Origin of the sequence: Actinomadura sp. J1-007, from assembly GCF_009793335.1 — a bacterium.
Classification (GTDB): Bacteria; Actinomycetota; Actinomycetes; order Streptosporangiales; family Streptosporangiaceae; genus Spirillospora; species Spirillospora yumaensis.
In genome coordinates, this window is record NZ_WING01000001.1 from 4,440,979 (window position 1) to 4,465,216 (window position 24,238).

Annotated in this window: 21 protein-coding genes; 12 read left to right on the forward strand and 9 right to left on the reverse strand. The window is 74.3% G+C overall.

Annotated elements, in window-relative coordinates; all coding sequences use genetic code 11:
- Nucleotides 1-272 precede the first annotated feature (272 nt).
- Genes GEV43_RS20205 through GEV43_RS20215 form a run of 3 tightly spaced genes read left to right on the forward strand, consistent with a single transcriptional unit; the run spans nt 273 to nt 2,689 of the window.
- Nucleotides 273-482, forward strand: coding sequence for a hypothetical protein (locus GEV43_RS20205; RefSeq protein WP_160822011.1), 210 nt, complete (start codon nt 273-275; stop codon nt 480-482).
- Entirely contained in the window at nt 410-1,978 is a 1,569-nt protein-coding gene (locus tag GEV43_RS47630) for a histidine kinase (protein ID WP_194252521.1), read from the forward strand. The genes GEV43_RS20205 and GEV43_RS47630 overlap by 73 nt, the downstream gene beginning before the upstream one ends.
- Nucleotides 1,979-2,014: 36 nt before the next feature.
- Nucleotides 2,015-2,689, forward strand: coding sequence for a response regulator transcription factor (locus tag GEV43_RS20215; protein WP_160822012.1), 675 nt, complete (start codon nt 2,015-2,017; stop codon nt 2,687-2,689).
- Between the two features lie 71 nt (nt 2,690-2,760).
- On the opposite strand, the gene GEV43_RS20220 is transcribed toward GEV43_RS20215, so the two are convergent.
- Nucleotides 2,761-3,123: a MerR family DNA-binding transcriptional regulator gene (locus tag GEV43_RS20220; protein ID WP_160822013.1), complete on the reverse strand. Its 363-nt coding sequence runs from the start codon at nt 3,121-3,123 to the stop codon at nt 2,761-2,763.
- Nucleotides 3,124-3,294: 171 nt separating this feature from the next.
- Here GEV43_RS20220 and ahcY point away from each other — a divergent pair, with 171 nt between their 5' ends.
- A complete protein-coding gene (ahcY, locus tag GEV43_RS20225; protein ID WP_160822014.1) occupies nt 3,295-4,725 on the forward strand; it encodes an adenosylhomocysteinase in 1,431 nt (476 codons plus the stop codon).
- 91 nt (nt 4,726-4,816) lie between these two features.
- Nucleotides 4,817-6,073, forward strand: coding sequence for an adenosylhomocysteinase (locus GEV43_RS20230; protein WP_160822015.1), 1,257 nt, complete (start codon nt 4,817-4,819; stop codon nt 6,071-6,073).
- 36 nt (nt 6,074-6,109) lie between these two features.
- Here the strand turns inward: GEV43_RS20230 and GEV43_RS20235 are convergent, their stop codons facing one another.
- The gene (locus GEV43_RS20235; RefSeq protein ID WP_160822016.1) at nt 6,110-7,636 is read right to left on the reverse strand and encodes a M1 family metallopeptidase; all 1,527 of its coding nucleotides are present in this window, start codon (nt 7,634-7,636) and stop codon (nt 6,110-6,112) included.
- Between the two features lie 86 nt (nt 7,637-7,722).
- Here GEV43_RS20235 and GEV43_RS50585 point away from each other — a divergent pair, with 86 nt between their 5' ends.
- From GEV43_RS50585 to GEV43_RS20245, 3 genes are all read left to right on the forward strand, one after another.
- Nucleotides 7,723-8,139 (forward strand): hypothetical protein, encoded by a 417-nt coding sequence (locus GEV43_RS50585; RefSeq protein WP_241682975.1) that lies wholly within the window; start codon nt 7,723-7,725, stop codon nt 8,137-8,139.
- On the forward strand, nt 8,055-8,351 hold the full coding sequence (locus GEV43_RS50590; protein ID WP_241682976.1) for a hypothetical protein: 297 nt from the start codon (nt 8,055-8,057) through the stop codon (nt 8,349-8,351). Before GEV43_RS50585 ends, GEV43_RS50590 begins: the two co-directional genes overlap by 85 nt.
- A 190-nt stretch (nt 8,352-8,541) precedes the next feature.
- Entirely contained in the window at nt 8,542-9,876 is a 1,335-nt protein-coding gene (locus GEV43_RS20245; RefSeq protein ID WP_309239736.1) for a M14 family metallopeptidase, read from the forward strand.
- A 39-nt stretch (nt 9,877-9,915) separates the two neighbouring features.
- Here the strand turns inward: GEV43_RS20245 and GEV43_RS20250 are convergent, their stop codons facing one another.
- Together GEV43_RS20250 and GEV43_RS20255 are read right to left on the reverse strand one after the other, a co-directional pair.
- Nucleotides 9,916-11,406, reverse strand: coding sequence for a cellulase family glycosylhydrolase (locus tag GEV43_RS20250; RefSeq protein WP_160822017.1), 1,491 nt, complete (start codon nt 11,404-11,406; stop codon nt 9,916-9,918).
- 59 nt (nt 11,407-11,465) lie between these two features.
- Nucleotides 11,466-12,731: an RDD family protein gene (locus GEV43_RS20255; protein ID WP_160822018.1), complete on the reverse strand. Its 1,266-nt coding sequence runs from the start codon at nt 12,729-12,731 to the stop codon at nt 11,466-11,468.
- A gap of 77 nt (nt 12,732-12,808) precedes the next feature.
- On the opposite strand from GEV43_RS20255, the gene GEV43_RS20260 reads away from it, so the two are divergent.
- Nucleotides 12,809-13,804 (forward strand): stage II sporulation protein M, encoded by a 996-nt coding sequence (locus GEV43_RS20260; protein WP_160822019.1) that lies wholly within the window; start codon nt 12,809-12,811, stop codon nt 13,802-13,804.
- Between the two features lie 92 nt (nt 13,805-13,896).
- On the opposite strand, the gene GEV43_RS20265 is transcribed toward GEV43_RS20260, so the two are convergent.
- The 5 genes from GEV43_RS20265 to GEV43_RS20285 form a co-directional block, all read right to left on the reverse strand.
- Entirely contained in the window at nt 13,897-15,189 is a 1,293-nt protein-coding gene (locus tag GEV43_RS20265) for a DUF58 domain-containing protein (protein ID WP_160822020.1), read from the reverse strand.
- A gap of 109 nt (nt 15,190-15,298) precedes the next feature.
- A complete protein-coding gene (locus tag GEV43_RS20270; protein WP_160824666.1) occupies nt 15,299-16,222 on the reverse strand; it encodes a MoxR family ATPase in 924 nt (307 codons plus the stop codon).
- 122 nt (nt 16,223-16,344) lie between these two features.
- Nucleotides 16,345-17,547, reverse strand: a complete 1,203-nt coding sequence (locus GEV43_RS20275; protein ID WP_160822021.1) for a DUF4350 domain-containing protein — start codon at nt 17,545-17,547, stop codon at nt 16,345-16,347.
- Entirely contained in the window at nt 17,541-18,278 is a 738-nt protein-coding gene (locus tag GEV43_RS20280) for a DUF4129 domain-containing protein (RefSeq protein ID WP_160822022.1), read from the reverse strand. Before GEV43_RS20280 ends, GEV43_RS20275 begins: the two co-directional genes overlap by 7 nt.
- Nucleotides 18,275-19,591, reverse strand: a complete 1,317-nt coding sequence (locus GEV43_RS20285) for a hypothetical protein (RefSeq protein WP_160822023.1) — start codon at nt 19,589-19,591, stop codon at nt 18,275-18,277. Before GEV43_RS20285 ends, GEV43_RS20280 begins: the two co-directional genes overlap by 4 nt.
- Before the next feature lie 339 nt (nt 19,592-19,930).
- On the opposite strand from GEV43_RS20285, the gene mtrA reads away from it, so the two are divergent.
- The 3 genes from mtrA (at nt 19,931) to GEV43_RS20300 (ending at nt 24,151) form a co-directional block, all read left to right on the forward strand.
- A complete protein-coding gene (gene mtrA / locus GEV43_RS20290; RefSeq protein ID WP_067453668.1) occupies nt 19,931-20,608 on the forward strand; it encodes an MtrAB system response regulator MtrA in 678 nt (225 codons plus the stop codon).
- Nucleotides 20,609-20,726: 118 nt separating this feature from the next.
- Nucleotides 20,727-22,358 carry an MtrAB system histidine kinase MtrB gene (mtrB, locus tag GEV43_RS20295; RefSeq protein WP_160824667.1) on the forward strand — a complete coding sequence of 544 codons (1,632 nt, stop codon included), beginning with the start codon at nt 20,727-20,729 and terminating at the stop codon, nt 22,356-22,358.
- The gene (locus GEV43_RS20300; RefSeq protein ID WP_309239737.1) at nt 22,355-24,151 is read left to right on the forward strand and encodes an LpqB family beta-propeller domain-containing protein; all 1,797 of its coding nucleotides are present in this window, start codon (nt 22,355-22,357) and stop codon (nt 24,149-24,151) included. The genes mtrB and GEV43_RS20300 overlap by 4 nt, the downstream gene beginning before the upstream one ends.
- The last annotated feature ends 87 nt before the right edge of the window (nt 24,152-24,238 follow it).

Genomic DNA, 24,238 nt, shown 5'->3' on the forward strand with positions numbered 1-24,238 from the left:
ACGGGTCGCGGCCGACCGGCGAGGGCGCCTTCCCATGCTCCCCGCCCGGACCCCTGAAACCGGGCGGTTCTGGTGTGACCGCGGCAGCCCCGCCGAACCCCCTACGTCGGCGGCGCTGCCGTCGCGGTCACGGTTATGACACTACGTGCGCCGCCCTTCTCCGCACGTCCACCGAAAGGAGGGAAAACGGGTCGTCCTCCAGGGGATACAGGTCGCGGGCATGGCTCCCTGCGGTGAGGTGATCCTCCGCCCGGAGCGGTCAGTATGGGACGGTGACCACCGATGACCACCCCGGCCCGTCCGGGCGAGACGCGTCCCGGCCCGACCCGGCGGGGTTCGGCCCCGCGATCGCGCACCACGCGTGGCGGCTGTCCGGACGGATCGTCGCGGGCGTCGGGCAGCTCCTGCTGTGGATCCTCACCGGGATCGGACGGCTGCTGCGCCCGCTCGGGGTCCGCCTCGGGCCAAGCTGTACGGCGTAGGACGTGCCTCCCACGCGGCGGGCGGCCCGCACGGCGCGCCCGCCGGGCCCGGCCCGCACGGCGCGCCCGCCGGGCCCGGCCCGCACGGCGCCGCCGGGCCCGCGGGGGAGACGGCCCCGCTGCCCCGCTGGATCAACGCCTGGGGCGAGATCGCGGAGTCCTGGTACTTCGCGCCGCTGACCGGCCTCGCCCTCGCCATCGCCGCGCTCGCCGAGCTGGCGCCGCGCGTGCACTCCCCGCTGAGCGTGGCGGGCGCGTTCGCGGTCGCCTCGACGCTGCCGCTGGTGTGGCGCCGCGAGTACCTGCGGCCCGTCGCCGCGGTCGTGCTCGGCGCGTCCGCCGCGAGCCTGCTGACCGGCCAGGTCGTCCTGGTCACCACGAGCTTCGCCGCGCTCTACACGCTGTACGCGCTCGGCCGCGTCCTGCCGCGCCAGTCCACCGGCGCGCTCGCGGTCGGGAGCGTCGTCACCGTCGGCGTGGTCTACCTGGCGACCGACAGCCTGGACGACATCCCGTGGCCCGCGGCGATCGTCGCCGTGCTCGCCGCGATCGGCCTCGGCGACGCCCGCCGGGTCGTGGAGTCGGCCGGGCGCACCGAGGCGGCGGCGGCCGAGCGGCAGAACGAGACGCTGACCCGGCTCACCGCCGTCCAGCGCGAGCAGGCCGTGATGCGCGAGCGCGCCCGGATCGCCCGCGAGCTGCACGACGTGGTCGCGCACTCGGTGTCGATGATCGCCGTCCAGGCGGAGACCGCGCCGTACACGATGGAGGAGCTGTCGCCGGAGGCCCGCGCGGGCTACACCGAGATCGCGAAGACGGCGCGGGAGGCGCTGGTGGAGATGCGGCGGCTGCTCAGCGTGCTGCGCGCCGACGCCAAGCCCGAGCCGGAGGCGGCCAACGCCCCGCAGCCCCGGCTGGACCGGCTGCCCGACCTGATCGACCAGCACCGCGGTGCGGGCGGCGCGGTCGACCTCGCCGTGCACGGCGACCCGCGGGCGCTGTCGACGACGGTCGAGCTGTCGGCGTACCGGATCGTCCAGGAGGCGCTGACGAACGCGCGGCGGCACGCGCCGGGCGCGGAGGTTCGCGTGGACCTCACCTACCTGCCGGACCGGCTGGCGGTCCGGGTGCGGGACGGCGGGGCGTCCGCGCCGACGATGGTCCTGAACCGGGAGGGCGCCGCGCCCCGTACCGCCGTGCTGGACCCCTCGGGCGCCGCCGGGGACGCGGGCCGGACCCGCATGGAGCCGGTGCCGGGCGCTCCCGGCGGTCCGGACGCGGCGTCCGGGCCCGGGGGCGCGGCGGGGGCCGGTGGCGGACACGGGCTCGTGGGGATGCGGGAACGTGCGACCATGCTGGGCGGACGGTTCTCCGCCGGCCCGGCCACCGAGGGCGGGTTCCTGGTGGAGGCCGAACTTCCGCTGACGAGGGAGGAGAACCCCACCCGTGAGCCCGGTTCGCAGGCCCCGCCGGACGGCGGACGGACGCAGGGATGACCGCCCGCGGCCGCCCTCCCGCCGCGGAGGCGCCCGGTGATCAAGGTACTGATCGTCGACGACCAGACGATCGTCCGGGCGGGGTTCGCCGCGCTGCTGGACGCCCAGGAGGACATCACCGTCGTCGGTGAGGCCGGCGACGGCCGCGAGGCGGTCCGGCTGGCCGAGGCCGGCCGCCCGGACGTGGTGGTCATGGACATCCGGATGCCGGGCATGGACGGCATCGAGGCGACCCGCCGCATCCTCGCCCGGCCCGGCGCCGAGGACGTCAGGGTGCTCGTGCTCACCACGTTCGACGTGGACGAGTACGTCTACGACGCGCTCGCCGTCGGCGCGAGCGGGTTCCTGCTGAAGGACGCCACGGCCGACGAGCTGGTCTCGGCGGTACGGGTCGTCGCGCGCGGCGACTCGCTGCTCGCGCCGCAGGTGACCGGGCGGCTGATCCGCGAGTTCACCAAGCAGCGCCGCCACCGTCCGCAGGCGCCGTCGGCGCTGTCGACCCTCACCGCGCGGGAGACCGAGGTGCTGGTCCTGATCGCGGGCGGGCTGTCCAACGGCGAGATCGCCAAGCGGCTCGTGGTGAGCGAGCACACGGTCAAGACCCATGTGGCCAGGGTCTTCACCAAGCTCGGCCTGAGGGACCGGGCGCAGGCGGTGATGCTCGCGTACGAGTCGGGCGTCGTGGTCCCGGGCGAGAACGCCCCCAACTGACCCCGCCGGGGCACAGACCCCGCCCGGATGCGGCCCGGACCCGGCCCGGATGCGGCACGGAGCCGGGCGGGTCAGCGGAGGGGGCGGCGGGGCTGGCGGCGCTGCTGGAGGAGGCGCAGGGCCTTCTCCTTCTCGAAGTCGAGGGCCCGGGTGGGCGGGGCGGAGACGCGGCCGACGCGTTCGCCCAGCTCGCGGACGCGCGCCTGGACCTCGGGCTCGGCCAGCACGCGCAGGCCGAAGGCCAGCTCGGCGGGGCCGATGTCGTAGCGCTTCTCCAGCGCGAGGGCCAGCGCGACGGCACGCAGCTCGGCCTCGCCGAACCGGCGGTGCCCGCCGCCGCCCGCGCCGGTCGGAGGCAGCAGCCCGAGGGCCTCGCGGTAGCGGAGCATGCGGGGCGAGGTGCCGAGCCGCCGGGCGGCCTCCGTGATGCGCATGGAGACGATTCTGACAAATCCGTGTCAGGAAGTCGTCCCCGACCGTGCTCCGCGCGGGGGACGGCCCTAGACTCGCGAACGTACCGGCCCAGGCCCGCACGCCCGCCGCACGGGGCGCGGGCGGGCGCCGACCGTGACCGGCGCCGATTCTGACCAAGGAGCAACGCAAGCATGGACTACAAGGTCGCCGATCTTTCGCTGGCCGACTTCGGGCGCCGGGAGATCCGGCTCGCCGAGCACGAGATGCCGGGTCTGATGGCCGTACGCAAGGAGTACGCCGAGGCCAAGCCGCTGCGCGGAGCCAAGATCATGGGCTCGCTGCACATGACGATCCAGACCGCCGTGCTGATCGAGACGCTGGTGGACCTCGGCGCCGACGTCCGCTGGGTGAGCTGCAACATCTTCTCCACCCAGGACCACGCCGCCGCCGCGGTGGTCGTCGGCCGGGACGGCACCGCGGACGACCCGAAGGGCGTGCCGGTGTTCGCCTGGAAGGGCGAGACGCTGGAGGAGTACTGGTGGTGCACCGACCAGGCGCTGCGCTGGCCGGACGGCACCCCGCCCAACATGATCCTCGACGACGGCGGCGACGCGACCCTGCTCGTCCACAAGGGCGCCGAGTACGAGAAGGCCGGGGCCGTCCCGACCAAGGGCGCCGACGACCCCGAGGAGCTCGGCGTCGTCCTCGACACGCTCCGCCGCACCATCGCCGAGACCCCGGGCCGCTGGACCGAGGCCGCCTCGACGATCAAGGGCGTGACCGAGGAGACCACCACCGGCGTGCACCGCCTGTACGAGATGGCGAAGGCCGGCACGCTGGCGTTCCCGGCGATCAACGTCAACGACTCGGTCACCAAGTCCAAGTTCGACAACAAGTACGGCTGCCGGCACAGCGTCATCGACGGCCTGAACCGCGCCACCGACGTGCTGATCGGCGGCAAGGTCGCGGTCGTGTGCGGCTACGGCGACGTCGGCAAGGGCTGCGCCGAGGCGCTCAAGGGCCAGGGCGCCCGCGTGATCGTCACCGAGATCGACCCGATCTGCGCGCTCCAGGCCGCGATGGACGGCTTCCAGGTCACCACCCTGGAGGACGTCGTCGAGATCGCCGACATCTTCGTCACCACCACCGGCAACTTCAACATCATCCGCGCCGACCACATGGAGCGGATGAAGCACCAGGCGATCGTGTCCAACATCGGGCACTTCGACAACGAGATCGACATGGCCGGCCTCGCCAAGCTGGACGGCATCGAGAAGATCGAGATCAAGCCGCAGGTCGCCGAGTGGCGGTTCAAGGACGGCCACTCGATCATCGTGCTGGCCGAGGGCCGGCTGATGAACCTCGGCTGCGCCACCGGCCACCCGTCGTTCGTCATGTCCAACTCGTTCACCAACCAGGTCATCGCGCAGATCGAGCTGTTCACCAAGACCGAGGAGTACCCGGTCGGCGTGTACGTGCTGCCGAAGCACCTGGACGAGAAGGTCGCCCGCCTGCACCTGTCGGCGCTCGGCGTGAAGCTGACCGAGCTGACCAAGGAGCAGGCCGCCTACATCGGCGTGCACGTGGAGGGCCCGTACAAGGCCGACCACTACCGCTACTGATCTCCGGTAGCGTTCGAGCAGCGTTCGAGAGCCGCCGCACGGCCGGGCACGTCCCGGCCGTGCGGCGGTCTGCTCAGGGGAGAGGGTGGTGATGAGCGACATCTCCGACGCTGCGCTGGCGTACGAGGGCGTCAAGCGCATCGGGTGGGCCGACCGGAGCATGCCCGTGCTGCGGCAGATCAGGGAGCGGTTCGCGATCGAACGGCCCCTGGAGGGGTTCAGGGTCGCGGCGTGCATGCACGTCACCACCGAGACCGCCGGGCTGATCCGCACCCTCCAGGCGGGCGGCGCGAGCGTGGCGCTCTGCGCGTCCAACCCGCTGTCCACGCAGGACGACGTGGCCGCCGCGCTCGTCGAGGAGTACGGGGCCGAGGTGTTCGCGCGGGCCGGCACCGACCGCGAGGGCTACTACGCCCACATCCACCGCGCGCTGGAGACCGGGCCCGACCTCGTCCTGGACGACGGCTGCGACCTGGTCAACACGCTGCACATCGACCGCCCCGACCTGATCGGCACCGTCCGGGCGGGCTGCGAGCAGACCACGACCGGCGTGATCCGGCTGCACCAGATGGCGCGCGAGGGCGCGCTGCGGTTCCCGGTCGTCGCCGTGAACGACACCGACACCAAGCACATGTTCGACAACCGGTACGGCACCGGCCAGTCCACCCTCGACGGCATCGTCCGCGCCACCAACACCCTGCTCGCGGGCAAGACGATCGTCATCGCGGGCTTCGGCTACTGCGGCCGGGGCCTCGCCGAGCGGGCCCGCGGCCTCGGCGCCCGCGTCGTCGTCACCGAGATCGACCCGGTGAAGGCGCTGGACGCCGCGCTCCAGGGGTTCGCGGTCGAGCCGATGGCGCGGGCCGCCGAACTGGGCGAGGTGTTCATCACCGTGACCGGCAACCGCGACGTCATCCGCGGCGAGCACCTCGCGGTGATGAAGGACGGCGCGATCCTCGCCAACTCGGGCCACTTCGACGTGGAGATCGACGTGCGCGCACTCGCCGACCTGGCGGTGGAGGTGCACGAGAGCGTGCGCCCGCAGGCCGACGAGTACGTGCTCGCCGACGGGCGCCGCCTCGTCCTGCTGGCCGAGGGGCGCCTGGTCAACCTCGCCGCCGCCGAGGGCCACCCGGCGGCCGTGATGGACATGTCGTTCGCCGACCAGGCCCTCACCTGCGCCTGGCTCGCGACCGGCCACGCCGGCCTCGCCCCGGCCGTGCACGACGTCCCGAAGGAGATCGACACCGAGGTGGCGCGGCTCAAGCTGGCGTCGATGAGCATCGGCATCGACGCGCTGACCGAGGACCAGGAGGACTACCTCCACAGCTGGCGCATCGGCTCCTAGCCGGTCGTCACTTCTGGCCCGTCACTTCGGGGCCCGTCACTTCGGGGGCAGGGACTTCCAGTCGGGGTGGCCGGGCATCGGCGGGATCTTCGCGCTGTAGAGCATGTCGGTCAGGAACCGGTCCAGTCTCGGCTTGCCCGGCACGTCCACCGCCGGGTTGCCCGACAGGTCCGCGACGAGGTCGACGAACTGCCGGGTCGTGACGGACGAGTCGCGGTGCCGCGCGACCCACGTCCGCTCGATCCGCTGGAACGCGGCGTCCCCGACGGCCTGGCGCAGCGCGTACAGCACGAGCGCCGCGCCGCCGTAGCGCTGGTCGCCGAACAGGTTCTGCGGCGTCGTCGGCTTGGCGGGCGGCCCGACCTTGGCGCGGCGGTCGTCGGACGCCTCGTACCGGCTCCGCATCGTCGCCTCCAGGTCGTCGCCGTGCGCCTCGTCCCACAGGTCGGCGTACCAGGTGGCGTGGCCCTCGCTCAGCCACAGGTGCGTCCAGTCGGCGGGCGCGACGCTGTCGCCGAACCACTGGTGCGTCAGCTCGTGGACCATCAGGCTGTCGGCGGGCCGGGAGAGCGTGTTGACCGCGATGGTGGTCATCGTCTGGTTCTCCAGGGAGTAGCCGAGGGACGTCTTCCCGGCGAGCAGCCCGTAGTTGGCGAACGGGTACCGTCCGACCCGCTTCTCCAGGAACCGGATGTGCTCGGCCGTCCGGTCGAGCTGCGGCCGGACGTCCGCGACCCGGTCGCGCGGGACGACGTGCCGCAGCGGCAGCCCGTGCGGGCCGGTTCCGGTGAGCTGCGTGTAGTCGCCGACGGCGACCTGCGCGACCTGCGTGGACATCGGGCTTTTGGTCACGTAGGTGTACGTGGTGCGCCCGGCCGCGCTCGTCCTGCGCTTGAAGACGCCGTTCGCCGCGCCGTACAGGTTGTCGGGGACGGTGACGCGGTAGGTGAAGTCGGCCTTGTCGCTCGGGATGTCGTTGCTCGGGAACGCGGTGTGCGCGTGGTGCGGCTGCAACCCGAAGATGAACCCGTCGTCGTAGGCGAACCAGCCGTCCTTCGCCCCGCCGATCGAGCCGGGACGGTCCGGCAGCTCCATCCGGGGGTCGGCGGAGTAGTCGACCACGACGGTGAACCGCTTGCCCTTCCTGATCGGCTTCGACGGCGTGATCACCAGCTCCTCGCGCACCCGCTCCACCCGGGCGGGCGAGCCGTTCACGCTGACGCCGTACAGGGTGGGCCCGACGAAGTCGAGGTCGAAGCGCGACAGCGCCTGCGTGGCGCGCGCCTCGATCGTCGTCCGCGCGTCCACCTGCCGGGTGTCCTCCTGGTAGTCGAAGTCCAGCGTGTAGTGCCGGACGTCGTACCCGCCGTTGCCGAGCTCGGGGAAGATCGGGTCGCCCGCGCCGGGCGCGCCGGGGGACGGCGGGTCCGCCTTCCCGGCGGCCAGCGCGGGCGGAGCGGTGAGGGAGACGGCGAGGGAGGCCGCGAGGCAGGCGCCGGCGGCCGCCGTCGCGAGGGTGGCGGCCGGTTGGGGGGAATGCCACATCTTCCGCAAAAGGGACATGTCGCGCAAGGTATGCCGATCCATGATCGGCGGTCCAGATCGACGGCGGTTCCACGTTCTAGAGACGAGCCCGTAGGGTCGGGCGCGTGCCGCGCGGAACCTACGTCCACCTGGACGACGACCTCACGGAGCGCTTCCAGTGCGCTCCCGGCCCCGGCGGCTGGCGCTACGTCGGCGAGCGCGCCGACGGCGTCCGCACCGACCTCGTGGTGGACGGCCGCTGGCGGCAGATCCGCGTCGAGGTCGTCGCGCCGTCGTGGTGGCTGCGCGGCGGCGTGACCGGCCACGATCTGGCCTGGGTACGCGGCCCGGCCGCCGACGGCGCGGACGGTGGGGCGGCGCGGGCCGGAGGGGCGGGGAGGAGCACGGCGCGCGGGCCGTCGCGTTCCTCGGGGAGTCGCCCGGGTTCCTGGTCGCGGTGGCGCGCACGCTGCGGCTGGAGGAGGGCGCGTCGGCCGACGTACGGCTCGTCCGCCTCGTCGGGGCGTCGCTGTCCGCGCTGACCGTCGTACAGCGCTGGCGGCTCGCGGGGACCGAGTCGTACGACACCGAGACCGGGCCCCTGCCCGTGGAGCGGTACGAGGTCACCGACCTCGCGACGGCCGAGACCGCGGACGTCCACCTCGCGGGCGACATCGTCCTCGACGCGCCCGGCATCGAGCTGGCCGACCTGGAGTCCCCGCCCAACCTCGGGACCTCGCCCGGCCCCGGCTGAGCCCCTCCGCCGGACCGGTCCACCGGGCCCGTCCTGCCGAGCCGGGGCGGTCCGCGCCGTTCTAGCGGCCGGTGAAATTTCAGACCGGGCCCGCGCGGCACTGGAAGCGGTGCCGCCGCGGACGGCCCGACCTGCGGATCCGCCGTTGAGGCGGGACGTCCCCGGGGCGAGCGCGGCCATTGCCCGCCGGGTGATCAGCGGTCATCGTGACGGCACCACCGGCACCACGATCGCCATTCCCGAACGGCAGGTGTCCCCCATGGCGAAACTCCCAAGACCGCTGGTCGCCGTCCTGACGGCCCTCCTGCTCGCCGTCGCGGCGCAGCTCCCGGCCGGCGCCGCTCCCGCTCCCCCCGCCCCGTCCTCCGGCCGCTACCTGGTCACCGGGCCGTCGAACGCCCAGCAGCGCAGCCAGGTCGCGCGCACCGGCGCCGCGATCGACTCGGTGCGCGGCGACGGCTCGATCGAGGTCAGCGCGATCCCGTCCGAGCTGGCCGCGATCAAGCGGCTCGGCTTCCGCGCGTCCGCCCTCCCGGCGCCCGCGCCCGAGCCGTCCGGACGCGCCGCGACCTCGTACCACACCTTCGCCGAGATGCAGGCCGAGCTGGACGCGGTCGTCGCCGCGTACCCGCAGATCGTCCGCAAGGTCGTCATCGGCAAGTCGTACCAGGGCCGTGACATCGTCGGCGTGAAGATCAGCGACAACGTCGCGACCGACGAGAACGAGCCCGAGGTGCTCTACATCTCCAACATCCACGCCCGCGAGCGCCTCACCGCCGAGCAGACCCTCGACCTGATCGCCACCCTCACCAAGGGCTACGGCTCCAACAGCCGGATCACGAACCTGGTGAACGGCCGCGAGATCTGGCTGATGCCCATGGTCAACCCGGACGGCCAGGTGTACGACATGACGTCCGACACCCAGCCCGGCCGGATGTGGCGCAAGAACCGGCAGCCCGCCCCGACCGACCTGAACCGCAACTTCCCCTACAAGTGGGGCTGCTGCGGCGGCTCGTCCGGCAACGTCAACAGCGAGACCTACCGCGGGCCGAGCGCCGAGTCGGCGCCCGAGACCAAGGTGCTGACCAACTTCGTCCGCAGCCGCGTCGTCGGCGGCAAGCAGCAGCTCAAGCTGTTCCTGGACATCCACGCCGACGCCGCGATGGTGCTGTGGCCGTTCGGCTACACCTACAACGACACCGCGCCCGGCATGTCCGCCGACGAGGCCGCCACGCACCAGGCGATCGGCCGCGACCTCGCCTCGTCCAACGGCTTCACCCCCGGCCAGTCGAGCGACCTGTACATCACCGACGGGACGACCGACGACTGGACCTGGGGCGACCAGCGCATCTTCTCGTTCACGATCGAGGTGGCCGGGGGCAGCTTCTACCCCTCGCCGTCCCGGATCGACTCGCTCGTGGCCGGGACCCGCGAGTCCCTGCTCCGGCTGACCGAGTACGCCGACTGCCCGTACCGGGCGATCGGCAAGCAGGGCCAGTACTGCCCGGCGGGACTCCGCCGCTGACGCGCCCTCTGGCCGTCACCCCCGTGACACGCGAGGGCCTCAGGGGGTGACGGTCAGGGTGTGCGACGGGCTTCCCGGGTCGGCCCACACGGAAAGGACCCGGCGGCCCGCGTCCCACCGGGACCTCCACGTCCCGGTGGGATCGGTCGCCGCCACCTTCGGCGTGCCGGGGAACGCGCCCGCCGGAAGCCACAGCTCGGTCGGCCCGGACGCGCCCGCCCGCTCGTTCCAGGCGACGGTCAGCGCCCTGCCCGCGTACGAGATCCGCGTCGGCGTCCCGGCGACGGCGCGCGGGTACGGACGGGCGAGCAGCCGCCCGATCGAGGTGAGCCTCCCGTCCGCGTCCGTCACGCCCGCCGGACCGGGGTCGTTCGACCAGTACGCCCAGCCGATGCCGAGCTCGTCCGCCATCGCCAGCCAGTCGGAGGTGAAGGCGTCCGCGCCCGCGACCCTCTCGCTCATGCCGCCGACCTCGCCGAGCCACATCGGCGTGCCGAGCCGCCGCGCGACGCCCGGCATGTTCCGCTTCCACAGCGCGAACTGCGCCTGCACCAGCACCTTCGCGAGCCCGTCGTACGAGCCGCCGAGATCGACGCCGCCGGGGTAGAAGTGCGGGGCGAACACGACGCGCCCGCTCGGGTCGCGCACGGCCGCCAGGGAGCTGTCGGCGCCCTCGTTCGGGCCGAGCGCCTGCGGCTCCACGAAGATCCAGCCATCGCGGTCCTCCTCGCGGATCGCGTCCACGATCCGCTGGTAGAACGGCGTCAGGACCGGGCCCTCGAAGAACCCGAACTGCCGCGTCCCGCCGAACGGCTCGTTCATCAGGTCGTAGCCGAGCACGGCGGGCTCGTCCGCGAACCGCGCGGCGACGTGCCGCCACATGCCGGCGTAGTGCCGCGCCAGTTCCGGATGCCTGCCCGTGTTGTCGAACAGGTTGTCGTACGCCCGCAGCACGGCGGGCTGGAGGTAGGTCAGCACCCACGGGTCCTGCGGCGTGCAGGGCAGCCCGTCGGTGTACGTGGCCCAGGCGGGCGCGCCGTTCCCGGAGCCCGCGCAGGCCGCCGGGCCGTAGATGTCCTGGTGCATGTCGAGGATGACGTGCATCCCCTGCTCGCGGTACCAGGCGAGCCGCTCCGCGACCTCGTCCAGGTACGTCTCGTCGTACTCGCCCGGCCTCGGCTCGACGTTCTTCCACTGGAGCAGGTACCGGACGGAGTTGGTGCCGATCTCGCGCGCCTCGCGTACGACGTCGTCCCGGCCGACCCAGGGCAGGCCGCTCGGCCCCTTGGCGCTGCTCGCGGTGTTGAGCCCGTGCAGGATCAGCGCCCGCCCCTGGTCATCGGTGATCACGGGAAGCGGCGCGGAGCCGTCGGCCGCCGGCGCTCCCGCCGTTCCCGCGGCTCCCGGTTCGGCGGGGGAGGCGGACATGGCGGGCGTCGCGGGGACGACCGTCAGGATCGACGCGGCCAGCACGGCGGCCGACGCGAACCGGCCCCGCCCGTGACGTCCCAGGACAGTACGAGCACGCATCCCGCCTCCCGAACATGAAAGTTATTCGGAGATTAGGAGGCGCACGCCCGTGAGGGAAGTCACACAACTGCACAACGATCCCGCCCGCTTCCGTCGATCCTGACAACCCGCCGCGACGCGGCGCGGCCGGACCCGGAGACGATCAGGAAGGCGGCGGCCCGACGTACGGCGCTGCGTGCGGGCCGGACGGCGGCCCGGCGTACGACCCGGACTGCGGCGCGGCGTACGAGCCCGTCTGCGGGCCTGCCTGCGGCCCTGCGTGCGGGCCTGGCTGCGGCCCCGCGTGCGGGCCTGGCTGCGGCGCGGCGTACGGGCCCGGCTGGGGGTGGGCTGCGGGGCTGGCTGGGGGTGGGGGTGAGGTGGCCGCGGTAGGGGCCCGCGCCGTAGTCGGAGGGCGGGACGAAGCGGGGCTGGCCCGGGCCCGGGGCGCTGAACGGCGGCGGGGCGGCCGGGCCCGGCGGGTGGGCGTGTGCCGCGACGGGCGCGCCGGCCATCGCCATCGCGGGGGCGGCGGCGGGTTCGGCGAAGCCCTGCCAGCCGGGGTGGTGTCCGGCGTGCCGCATGCGCCGCGCGCGGCGTTCGGCCAGGCGCCACTCCTCGCGGCGGCGCCGTTCGGCGAGCACGGCCGACAGGAGGATCTCGGGGCGGACGCCGGGCGGCGGGGGCGGGCTCACCACCTCGAACACCTGCGCGGCGATCCGCTGCCCGAGCGAGTCGCGGACCTCCGGCAGCAGCTCCCAGAAGCGCGTGAGGTAGCTGCGGGCCGTCATCGCCAGGTCGTCCGACAGCATCGACAGCTCCAGCGACCGGCCCCACCCGGCGAGCTGCGGCGGCATCACCGCGACCGGGCCGAAGAACGACGAGCTCGGCACCCGCTCCTGGATCACGATCGTGCCCGCGAACAGGTCGCCGAGCCGCTTGCCGCGGCTGCTGCACAGCGAGGTGATCATCGCGGGCGCCCCGTACAGCGTCCAGAACTCCAGGAACCCCGCGAGGGCGCGCACGAGCGTCTGGCGGAACCGGACCGGCCCGCCGTCGTCGGCGACGGTGCGCAGCCCGACCGCCATCTTGCCGAGCGTGCGGCCGCGCGTGAGCGTCTCCAGCAGGCACGGGTAGCCGACGATCACCAGCACCGTGACCAGCAGCGACAGGCCGACCGTCCACGCCTCGTCGGCGACGATCGAGGTCATCGCCGTCACGTACAGCGCCGCGTTCAGGATCGAGAACTGGACGAACAGGTCGAGCAGGAGGGCGCAGCCGCGGCTGGCCAGGCGCGCGACGCGGATGTCGAGCGCGACGGCCTCGCCGGTGACGAGTTCGGCCATGGGGTCCCTTCTGCACGGGCCCGTACGGGCCCGCACCATTGTGCCCGGTCGGCGGGCGCAGGCGTTAGTCTCGCCGGGTGGACGTCGACGCCTACGTGGCAGCGCACAACGCCGAGTGGCAGCGGCTGGAGAAGCTGATCAACTCCAGCCGCGGGTTGAACGGCGCGGAGATCGACGAGCTCGTCGAGCTGTACCAGCGCACCGCCACGCACCTGTCGGCGGTGCGGTCCAGCTCGCCCGACCCGATGCTGGTCGGACGGCTGTCGTCGCTCGTGGCGCGCGGCCGGGCGGCGGTCGCGGGCGCGCAGGCGCCGATGTGGCGGGACGCCGCGCGGTTCGCGACCCGCTCGTTCCCCGCCGCCGCCTACCGGATGCGCTGGTGGTGGCTCGGCTGCGCCGTCCTCGGCAACCTGCTGTCCCTCGCGCTCGCGATCTGGATCGTCCACAGCCCCGAGGCGCAGGCCGCCGTCGGCGACCCGTACGAGATCCGCAAGCTGGTGGAGGAGGACTTCGCCAACTACTACACCGAGCACTCGGCGGCGTCGTTCGCGTTCCAGGTGTGGATCAACAACGCGTGGGTGTCCGCGGTCGCGCTGATCTTCGGGATCCTGCTCGGCATCCCGACCGTCTTCGTCCTGCTGACCAACCAGCTCAACCTCGGCGTCACCGGGGGCCTGATGTTCGCCCACGGCAAGGGCGACGTGTTCTTCGGCCTGATCCTGCCGCACGGCCTGCTGGAGCTGACCGCCGTCTACCTCGCGTGCGCGGCCGGGCTCAGGCTCGGCTGGACGGTCGTCGACCCCGGCCCCCGGCGGCGCGGCCAGGCGCTCGCCGAGGAGGGCCGCGCCACCGTCAGCATCGCGCTCGGGCTGATCGGCGCGCTGTTCGTGTCCGGCCTGATCGAGGGCTTCGTGACCGGCTGGGTGCACGTGACGTGGCTGCGCATCGGCATCGGCGTCGTCGCCGAGGCCGCGTTCCTGGCGTACGTCGTCGTCCTCGGCCGCCGCGCCGTCAGGGAGGGCGAGACCGGCGACGCCGACCTCCGCCCCGACCTCGCCCCCGTCTCCGGCTGACCCGGCCCGCCCCGCGGCGGAACGCGCCGGGCCCGCCGGTGCCGGGCCCGCTGGTGCCAAACCCGCTGGTGTCGGGCCCGCCGGTACGGACCTCAGAGGCGTCCGGCGGCCTTCAACGCCAGGTAGGCGTCGGCCAGGGCCGGGGCGATCCGCTCCGGCGGGGCGTCCACGACCTCGACGCCGTACGTGCGGAGCTCGGCGGTGAGGCGGCGGCGGTCGGCGCGGGCCCGTTCGGCCGCGGCGGCGTCGTACACCGAGGCGAGGTCGCCGCGGGCGGACGCCATCTCGCCGACGCGCGGGTCGGACACCGCGGCCACCATCACCAGGTGCCGCGCGGTGAGCCGCGGCAGCAGCGGCAGCAGGCCCTCCTCGATCGCGGCGGTGTTCAGCTCGGTGAGCAGCACCACCAGGCAGCGCTGCCGGACGCGCGACATCAGCGCCGACACCATCCCCGCGGCGTCCGACTCGATCAGCTCCGGCTCCAGCGGCGCCATCGCGTGCACCATCGACGGCAGCAGGTCGGTGCGGGACGCGCCCTCCACCCGGGCCCGCACGCGGCGGTCGTACGCGAGCAGGTCGACGCGGTCGCCGGCCCGGGACGCGAGCGCGCCGAGCAGCAGCGCCGCGTCCATCGAGCAGTCGAGGCGCGGGATGTCGCCGACCCGGCCCGCGGACGTGCGGCCGGTGTCGAGCACGAGGTAGAGCCGCCGGTCGCGTTCGGGGCGCCACGTCCGCACGACCACGTCGGCGCGGCGGGCGGTCGCCCGCCAGTCGATCGACCGGACGTCGTCGCCGTCCACGTACTCGCGCAGCGAGTCGAACTCGGTGCCCTGCCCGCGGATCAGCGCCACGTGGTGGCCGGTCAGCTCGCGCAGCTTGGCGAGCTTGGCGGGCAGGTGGCGGCGCGACGGGAACGCGGGCAGCACCCGCACCGTCCACGGCGCGGGCCGCGAGAGCTGCCGGGCGGCGAGCCCGAGCGGCCCGGCCGACCGGACGACCACGGTCACCGCGGCGCGGTCGCCGCGCCGCGTCGGGGTGAGGGCCATGTCCACGCGGCGGCGCTCACCGGCGGGCACGTCCACCCTGACCGTACGGGGCGTCGCGGCGGCGCTCGGCGGCCACACGTCGCGCAGCCGGGCCTGCACGCGCCGCGAGCCGAGGTTCTCGACCACCAGGCCGACGTGCGCGGTCTCGCCGAGCCGTACCCGCGAGTCGCCCGCGCGGTGGAAGCGCAGCGCCCGCACGTTGCCCGCGAGCGCGAGGTCGGCGAGCACGCCGAGCAGCAGGACGCCCCACACCGCGAGCAGCGTCCACCAGCTCGGCAGGAAGATCGGGACGAGGGCGGCCAGCGCGGCGAGCAGCCCCAGGCGTCCGGTCAGCGCCATGCCCCGGCCCTCCGGTCGTCGAGGTCGTGCGGGTCGCGCGGGCCGTTCCGGCCGTGCGGGTCGTGCCGGGCGTCCGCGGCGTGCAGGTCGTCGGTCATCGGCGGGCGGCTCAGCGCGGCGCGGGGACGTGGGCGAGGATGCCCTCCAGCACGCCGTCGGCGGTCGCGCCCTCCAGCTCGGCCTCCGGCCGGAGCTGGACGCGGTGCCGCAGCGTCGGGCGGGCGAGGGCCTTCACGTCGTCCGGCGTCACGTAGTCGCGGCCCGACAGCCACGCCCACGCGCGCGCCGTGGACAGCAGCGCGGTCGCGCCGCGCGGCGAGACGCCGAGCTGGAGCGACGGCGACTGGCGGGTGGCGCGGCACAGGTCCACGACGTAGGCGGCGACCTTCGGGTCGAGGTGGACGGCGCGCACGGCGGCCCGTCCGGCGGCGAGCTCGGCGGCGCCCGCGACCGGGCGCACCTCCGACAGGTCGCGCGGGTCGAACCCGGCCGCGTGCCGCTGGAGCATCGAGATCTCCTCGTCGCGGGACGGCACCGGCACGGTCAGCTTCACCAGGAACCGGTCGAGCTGCGCCTCGGGCAGCGGGTAGGTGCCCTCGTACTCGATCGGGTTCTGCGTCGCGCACACCACGAACGGGTCGGGCAGCGGGCGCGGCAGGCCCTCCACCGACACCTGCCGCTCCTCCATCGCCTCCAGCAGCGACGCCTGCGTCTTCGGCGGCGTCCGGTTGATCTCGTCGGCGAGCAGCAGGTTGGTGAAGACCGGCCCCTCGCGGAACTCGAACTCCGCCGTGCGGTTGTCGTAGACGAGCGAGCCGGTGACGTCGCCGGGCATCAGGTCGGGGGTGAACTGGACCCGTTTGAAGTCCAGGTCCAGCGCCCGCGACAGCGTCTTGACCAGCAGCGTCTTGGCGGTGCCCGGCACGCCCTCCAGGAGCACGTGGCCGCGGCACAGCAGCGCGATGACCAGGCCGGTCACCACCGAGTCCTGCCCGACCACGGTCTTGGCGACCTCGCCGCGCAGCGCGGTCAGCGCGGCCCGCGCGGTGTCGGAGTCGTGCCCGGCTCCGGGACGGGCGTCCTCGGCGTCGCGCCGGGCGTCCGCGGCGCCGGCGCCGGCCCCGCCCTCGTCCTTGCCGAGCTCAACAGGGTGGTTCACGACTGCCGTACCTGCCTTTCCAGGTCGTCCAGGATGTCGGTGAGGCCGACGAGCCCCGCGTCGTCCGCGGGCTCGGGACCGTACAGGGCCCCGCCGACCGTCGCCTCGTCGTAGGTGGTGCGGGCGGCGACCGCCGTGACGATCTCCCGCGCGGCGGCCGGGTCCTGCGCGCTGCCGCGGGGGAGCCCGAGCAGCGGTACGAGGCGTTCGCGGGCCCCGGCGCGCAGCGCGTCGGCCGCCCGGTCGCGCGCCCGGTGCGCCCGGTACAGGCGGGCGCGGCCCTCGACCGTCTCGGCCGAGCGGACCACGACGGGCAGCGTCTCGGCCACGACCGGCCCGAGCCGCCGCGCCCGCCACAGCGCGACGAGCAGCACGGCGACCACGAGTTCGAGGAAGAACAGCTTCACGCCGAACGGCAGCAGGTCGCCCAGCGTCCGGTCGCCGGTGTCGGCGCCGTCCTCGGGCGGGTCGGGGATCAGCCAGACCACCGAGGCCCGCGCGCCCGCGAGGTTCATGGCGAGCGCGGCGTTGCCCTCGTCGCGCAGGTGCGCGTTGGTGAACGGCTCGGCCGAGCCGACGACCGTGATCGTACGGCCCCGGTCCGGGTACTGCACCAGCCGGTACTGATCGCCCGCCCGGTAGCAGCTCGTGCCGCCCGGCGGGACGGTGTAGGTGTCGGACCCGCCGAACTCGGCCCGGCCCGCCAGCGTCGCGGCGCTCAGCCCGCAGCCCGGGTCGCCCGCCTTCTCGAAGCTGCTGCCCGCGCGCTGCACGCTCGGCGCGACCGCGTCCAGCAGGGCCCGGCCGGGCTGGACGAGCAGCAGGTCGCCGGACGCCTCCTGGAGCCGCCGCAGGTCTTCCGGGGTGAGCCGTTCGGGGCGGGTGACGACCGTGACGGTGCCGGGGCCGGCGCGCCGGGACGCGTCGGCGGCGTCGCGGGCGACGGCCACGGGCGTGCCGTGCCCCTTGAGGATCTCCGCGAGCGCGCGGCTGCCGCCCCGCGTCGCCGAGGTCGGGTCGAGGTCCTGCGGCGACACCGAGGGCCGCAGCGCCGCCAGCACGATCGCGATGACGATCATGGCGAGGACCGCGAAGACCACGCCGCGGGCCGCGCGGAACCGCCGTCCGGCCACCTGCCGCGCGGTCGGCTCCGCGGCGCCGCCGGACGCGTCCGGGCGCGGCGGGGACTGGATCACCATCGGGGGCCTCCGTCCTCGGCGGCCCCGTCCGGCCCGGCGCCTGCTCCCGGTCCCGCGCCCGTTCCCGCGCCCGTGCCGGCGCCCGCCAGAACGGGGTCGTCGGAGCGCAACGGCTTCGGGCGCGCGGCCTGGAGGCGCTCGTCGAGCTCCTTGAGCCGCGCGTAGCCCTCGGCGCTGCCGGGACGGTCGCCGTACCAGACGTCGTCGAAGATCCGCACGCCCGCGGCCAGGTCGTCCGCGAGCTGCGGGACGGCCGCGCCCGCCTCGGCCGCCAGCTCGTCGGCCGTACGGCCCGGACGCGGCGCGAGGACGGCCCGTTCCTCCAGGTCGCGGGCCACGGCGCGGAGCCGCTCGCGGATGGCCTCGGGCCACCGCCCGGCCGCGGCGTGCTCCTCGGCGGCCCGCCGGTGGTCGAGCGCGGTCGAGGGCTCGGGCTCCAGCAGGGCGTCCTTGCCCGAGCGGACGTTGCGGCGGCCCCGCATCAGCCAGAGCACCAGCGCGACCGCCGCCGCGGCCAGCACGACGATCACGGCGATCGAGATCCAGCCGCCGCCGTTGCCGTGCGCGTTCGGGGCCGCGGCGTGGTCGAACAGGTCGCGCATCCAGCCGGTGAACCGGTCCCAGGTGCGCTCCAGCCGGGACGGGTCGTCGCGGTGGTAGATCGGCTGGTCCAGCTCCCGGCGGGCCAGCTCGCGGGCCTCGTCCCGGCCGATCGGGTCGGCGAAGGTCATGGGTACGCCCCGGTCTCGGGCCGCGCTCCGCCGCCCGGCGGCTGCGGGGGCTGCGGAGGGCGCGGCGCAAAGGGTGCGGGCTGCTGCCCGTACGGCTGCTGCCCGTACGGCGGCTGCGGGTAGGGCTGCTGGGGGTAGGGCTGCTGGGGGTAGGGCTGCGGCGCGTACGGGGGCATGGGCGGCCCGGCGGCGCCCGGCGGGGGCGGCGGCATGGTGGGCGGACGCCCGGAGCGGCCGGAGGCGGACGCCCGCGTCGCGGCCTCGGTGGGACGCCACAGCGAGAAGAAGTCGTCCTCTTCCTCCTCTGCGCCGTCCGCGCCGTCACCGGGCTTCCCGGGCTCGCCGGCCTCGCCGGCCTCGCCCGCCTTGGCGCGTTCGGTGCGGCGTGTGCGCAGGTCGAGGTCGAAGCCCTCGCGGCGCATCCGGCGGTCGGCGTACAGCAGCGCGATCACCCCCGCGTCGAACGGCAGCACGATCGACCAGCTCACGATGCGCCCGACCGTGTCCACGGCGAGCCCGAGCACCAGGCGCGCGCCGTCCTCGGCGTCGCCGAAGAAGACGAGCTGCACGATCAGGAACGGGATCCGCAGCGCGAAGAACCCCATGAACACGGTGATCAGCAGCGCCGCGAGCAGCGTCCCGCAGGTGCGCAGCCAGCGGCCCCTCGACAGCGCGCGGGCCCGGCGCAGCGCCCCGGCCACGCTCTGCCGTTCGAGCACCACGGCCGGGGCGGCGAGGACGAGCAGCACGTACAGCCACACCATCAGCCCGAGCCCGACCGGGACGCCCACGATGCCCGCGAGCGTGATCAGCGCCGGGTGCGCCTCACCGGCCAGCAGCAGGATGAACGGCGCGGCGGGCAGCAGCAGGCCGAGCAGCGCCGCGCCCATCGTCACGGCCGCGACCGCCGCGAGGCGCGCCGCGCTCGGCCGCACGTCGCGCAGCATCTGGCGCGGCGGCACGGGACGGCCCAGCAGCACCCGCCCGAACATCGGCGCGAGCAGCCCGGCCAGCAGCAGGATCCCGAAGGCCGACACGATCAGGCCGAGGACGCCGAAGGTGAACTGCGCCCCGACCGTCCGCAGGAACACGCCCGGCGTGAGCTCCTCGGTGGACCGGCCGCCGCCGAGGAAGTAGGCCGCGAACGTGCCGCCCACCTGGATCACGGTGCTGATCGCGACCGACGCGCCGAGCGTCGCGCGGGGGCGGCGTCGGATCCCGGCGATCGCGCCGTCCAGCATCTCCGAGATGGACATGGGGCGGAGCGGGACGTCGCCGCCCACGTCCCCGTTCCCGCCGTCCGGTCCCGGCATCCCGTAGCTCCCCGCGTGATGAGTCGTTCAGTATCCACCTCCGGGGCGGCCCCCGGAGCCCGGTCAGGTCATCCTGTCACGGGCGCGGTGCCGCATTTGCCACTAACGATCCGTGCCAACCCTTCGTGCTCGGCGGGAGTCCTGTTTACAATCCGCCCTTTGGACGAGGCGGCGCCGCGCGCGCCGCGGGCCGGGCGTCCTCCACCGGACGCCGGAAGGAGTCATGTACGAGCCAAACGCAGGTAACCTGGCACGCCAAGGCATATCTCTCCCTGGCGAGGTGGGGCCGGAGCGTCTCACCCCACTCCACCGAACCCCGACTTTGTGACGATGAGGGCCATGAGAGGACGTGTACTGGTCGTCGACGACGACCTCGCGCTCGCCGAGATGCTCGGCATCGTGCTGAGGGGCGAGGGTTTCGAGCCGTCGTTCGTCCACGACGGCGACAAGGCGCTGGAGGCGTTCCGGGAGACCCGGCCCGACCTCGTGCTGCTCGACCTGATGCTTCCGGGGGCGGACGGCATCGACGTGTGCAGGCAGATCCGCGCCGAGTCCGGGGTTCCGATCGTCATGCTGACGGCCAAGAGCGACACCGTCGACGTGGTCCTCGGGCTGGAGTCGGGCGCCGACGACTACATCGTCAAGCCGTTCAAGCCGAAGGAGCTCGTCGCCCGGGTCCGCGCCCGGCTGCGCCGCACCGACGAGCCCGCGCCCGAGACGCTCCAGATCGGCGACATCACGATCGACGTCGCCGGGCACTCGGTCAAGCGCGGCGACAAGCACATCCCGCTCACGCCGCTGGAGTTCGACCTGCTGGTCGCCCTCGCCCGCAAGCCGCGCCAGGTGTTCACCCGCGAGGTGCTGCTGGAGCAGGTGTGGGGCTACCGGCACGCCGCCGACACCCGCCTGGTCAACGTGCACGTCCAGCGGCTCCGCGCCAAGATCGAGAAGGACCCGGAACGTCCCGAGATCGTCGTCACCGTCCGCGGCGTCGGCTACAAGGCCGGTCCCGCCTGACGCGGGCGCCCGGCTCCCCCCTCCGCCATGACCAGGACGTCCCGCCCATGAACGCCAGCGAGGACAGGCCGTGACCGCCGCCGCGCGGGCGGCGGGCCGCGCCGCCGGGGGCCGGTCCGTGAACGCGCTGAAGCGGTTCACCCGCCGGGGCCTCGGCACGCTGCGGCGGGTCGTGCGGGGCGCGGCGCGGCGCGGCTACGCCCGCTGGCGCCGCTCCATCCAGGTGCGGATCGTGACCTGGACGCTGTGCATCTCGGCGATCGTCGTGGCGATCCTCGGCGCGTTCCTCATGCAGCAGGTGTCGTCCGCGCTGATGGACGGCAAGGTCAAGGCGGCGCGGCTCCAGCTCGACGAGGGCCTCGCGCAGGTGCAGCGCGACCTCGGCAACTCCGCCGAGGACGGCACCGGCCGCCTCGACGCCGTCGTCAACCGGCTCAAGGCCCGCAGCGGCCCGTCCGGGCTGTACGAGGTCTACATCCGCGACACCAGCGACCGCTACTCCGACGGCCGGGCCACCAACGAGCTGCGCGAGGAGAGCGTCCCGCGGCGCCTGCGCGAGGAGGTCCGGCACGCCCCGACCGGCTCGCGCTCCTACACGTTCGGGAAGCTGGCCTACGTCGGCGGCGACGCGAAGCCCGAACGCGGCCTCATCGTCGGCGGCAAGTCGGGCCAGTTCGAGCTGTACTACCTGTTCCCCCTGGAGCAGGAGCAGAAGACGCTGACCAACGTGGGCCGTTCGCTCGCCGGGGTCGGCGTCGTGCTCGTCCTGCTCCTCGCCGCGATCGCGTCGCTGGTGACGCGCCAGGTCGTCATCCCCGTACGGCTCGCCGCCCAGGGCGCGCAGCGGCTCGCCGCCGGACGCCTCGAAGAGCGCATGCGCGTGCGCGGCGAGGACGACCTGGCCCGCCTCGCCCGCTCGTTCAACGACATGGCCGCCAACCTCCAGGACAAGATCGGCGAGCTGGAGGACCTGTCGCAGGTGCAGCGGCAGTTCGTCTCGGACGTCTCGCACGAGCTGCGCACGCCGCTCACCACGATCCGGATCGCCGCGGACATGCTCTACGAGAACCGCGACACCTTCGACGACCCGGCCGTGGGCCGCTCCGCCGAGCTGCTCCAGAGCCAGCTCGAACGGTTCGAGTCGCTGCTCGCCGACCTGCTGGAGATCAGCCGGCACGACGCGGGCGCCGCGACCCTCGACGCCGAGTCCCTCGACATGCGCGACCTGGTCCTGCGCACCGTCGGCGACATCCAGGGGCTCGCCGAGCGCAAGGGCAGCAAGGTCGTCCTCCAGCTCCCCGGCGAGCCGTGCATGGCCGAGGTGGACCGCCGCCGGGTCGAGCGGATCCTGCGCAACCTGCTCGTCAACGCCGTCGAGCACGGCGAGGGCGAGGACATCGTCGTCTCGGTCGCCGCCGACCGCGACGCCGTGGCGGTCGCCGTCCGCGACCACGGGGTCGGCCTGAAACCGGGGGAGGGGCAGATGGTCTTCGACCGCTTCTGGCGGGCCGACCCGGCGCGGGCCCGCACCACCGGGGGGACGGGCCTCGGCCTGTCCATCTCCCGTGAGGACGCGCAGCTCCACGGCGGCTGGCTCCAGGCGTGGGGCGAGCCGGGCAGCGGCTCCCAGTTCCGCATGTCCCTGCCCCGCGTCGCGGGCGCCGAACTCCGCGGCTCGCCCCTGCCGCTGGTGCCGCCGGGCGCGGGCGCGTCCCGTCCCCTGTTCGCCGAACTGGAGGCCGGCGAGTGACGCCCGGCACTCGGGGCCGGATCCCGCCCGTCCTGCTGGTGGCGGCCGTCCTGGCGCTCTGCGTGGCGGGCTGCGCCAACGTCCCGAGCGGCGGACGCGTCGTGTCGGGCAAGCCCGTCGAACGCGCCGAGCAGGTCGACGACCCGTACGTGCGGCTGATCCCCGTCCGCCCGCGCCCCGAGTGGGGGCCCGAGCAGATCGTCGCGGGGTTCCTGGCGGCCTCGGCCAGCTTCGACGACGACCACAAGGTGGCCAGGGAGTACCTCGCCGGGCAGACGTCGTGGCGTCCCGGCCTGCGCCCGTCCGTGACCGTCCTGTCCGAACGCGAGCCGCCCCGGCTGGTCAAGCAGGCCGCCCCGGGCCAGGCGACCGTCAAGGTCACCGGCGAGCAGCTCGGCACGATCGCGTCCGACGGGCAGTACCGGGCGGCGTCCGAGCACATCGAGGTCACGTTCCAGCTCGCCAAGACGGCGCAGGGCGTGTGGCGGGTGACCGGGCTGCCCGACGACGAGCGCGCGGGCCTGCTGCTCACCAAGGTCGACGTGGAGCGCGCCCTGCGCCCCGTCAACCTGTACTTCTTCGCCCCCGACCAGCAGACCCTCGTCCCGAACGGCATCTTCCTGCCCGTGGTCGACCGGCGCACGCTGCCGTCCCAGCTCGTCCGCGCGCTGCTGAAGGGCCCGACGACCTGGCTGTACGGGGCGGTCGGCAGCGCGTTCCCGCCCGGCACCCGGCTGCGCGGCGCGGGCGTCGTGATCAACAAGGACGTCGCCACCGTGGACCTCACCAAGGAGGCCGCGACCGGCAGCGTCGAGCGGATGTCCGCCCAGCTGAGCTGGACGCTCCGGCAGCTCTCCGAGATCAAGCAGTGGAAGCTGCGCATCGACGGCGAGACCGTCGCCCCGGACGGGATGGCCTCCACCCAGCCCGTCCGCGCGTGGGACCAGAACGCCCCCGACGGCGTGGACGGCCAGGTCAGCCAGACCGCGTACGGCATCGGCGCGTCCGGCTACCTCAGCACCCTCGACGGCCGCGTCCCGCAGCCCGTCAACACCGGCCCGCCCTGGAGCCTGTCGCGCCCGGCCGTCGCCCCCGACCACCAGGAGGCCGCCGGGCTCGGCCCGAAGGGCGACCGCGTGCTCACCGCCGCGCCCCTCAAAGGCCCTGTCACGCCCCGTACGCTCCTCGCCGCCTCCCGGCGCGGGGCGCGCTTCACCCCGCCCTCCTGGGGCCGTGACGGCCTCATGTGGACCGTGGAGACGACCGCCGACAAGTCCTGGCTCTGGGCGCGGCAGCGCGGCCGCCCGCCCGTCCGCGTGTCCCACTGGGGCCTCAGCGGACGCGAGGTCCGGGCGTTCCGCGTGGCCCGCGACGGCGTCCGCGCCGCCGTGATCGTCGACATCGACGGCACGCCCCAGGTCCAGATCGGCCGCATCCTGCGCGGGCCCGGCGGCAAGGTCGACGTCGGCTCGTTCCTCCCGGTCAGCTCCGAACTGCTCAAGGCCAAGGACCTGGTCTGGCGCGACTACGGCACCCTCGCCGTCCTCGGCCAGAAGGACTCCGACACCCAGGACCTCCCGTACCTCATGCCGGTCAGCGGCAGCGCCATCACCTCCCTCGGCACCGGCTCCCTCGGCGAACCCCGCACGATCACGGCCGCCCCCGGCATGCCCGTCCTCGTCGGCACCCGCACGTCCGGCCTCAACGTCGTCTGCAAGCAGCGCCCGACCCGCGACCAGTTCGGCCCGTGGGTCTGCGACATCCCCGCCCGAGACCCCACCTACGCCCGCTGACCCGCGTTCCAGGACGTCGAAGACCGGCGTCGGCGGGCCACGTCGCGCATGGCTGAGGTTGTGGGCGGTCACCGTTCCGGCCGCCGG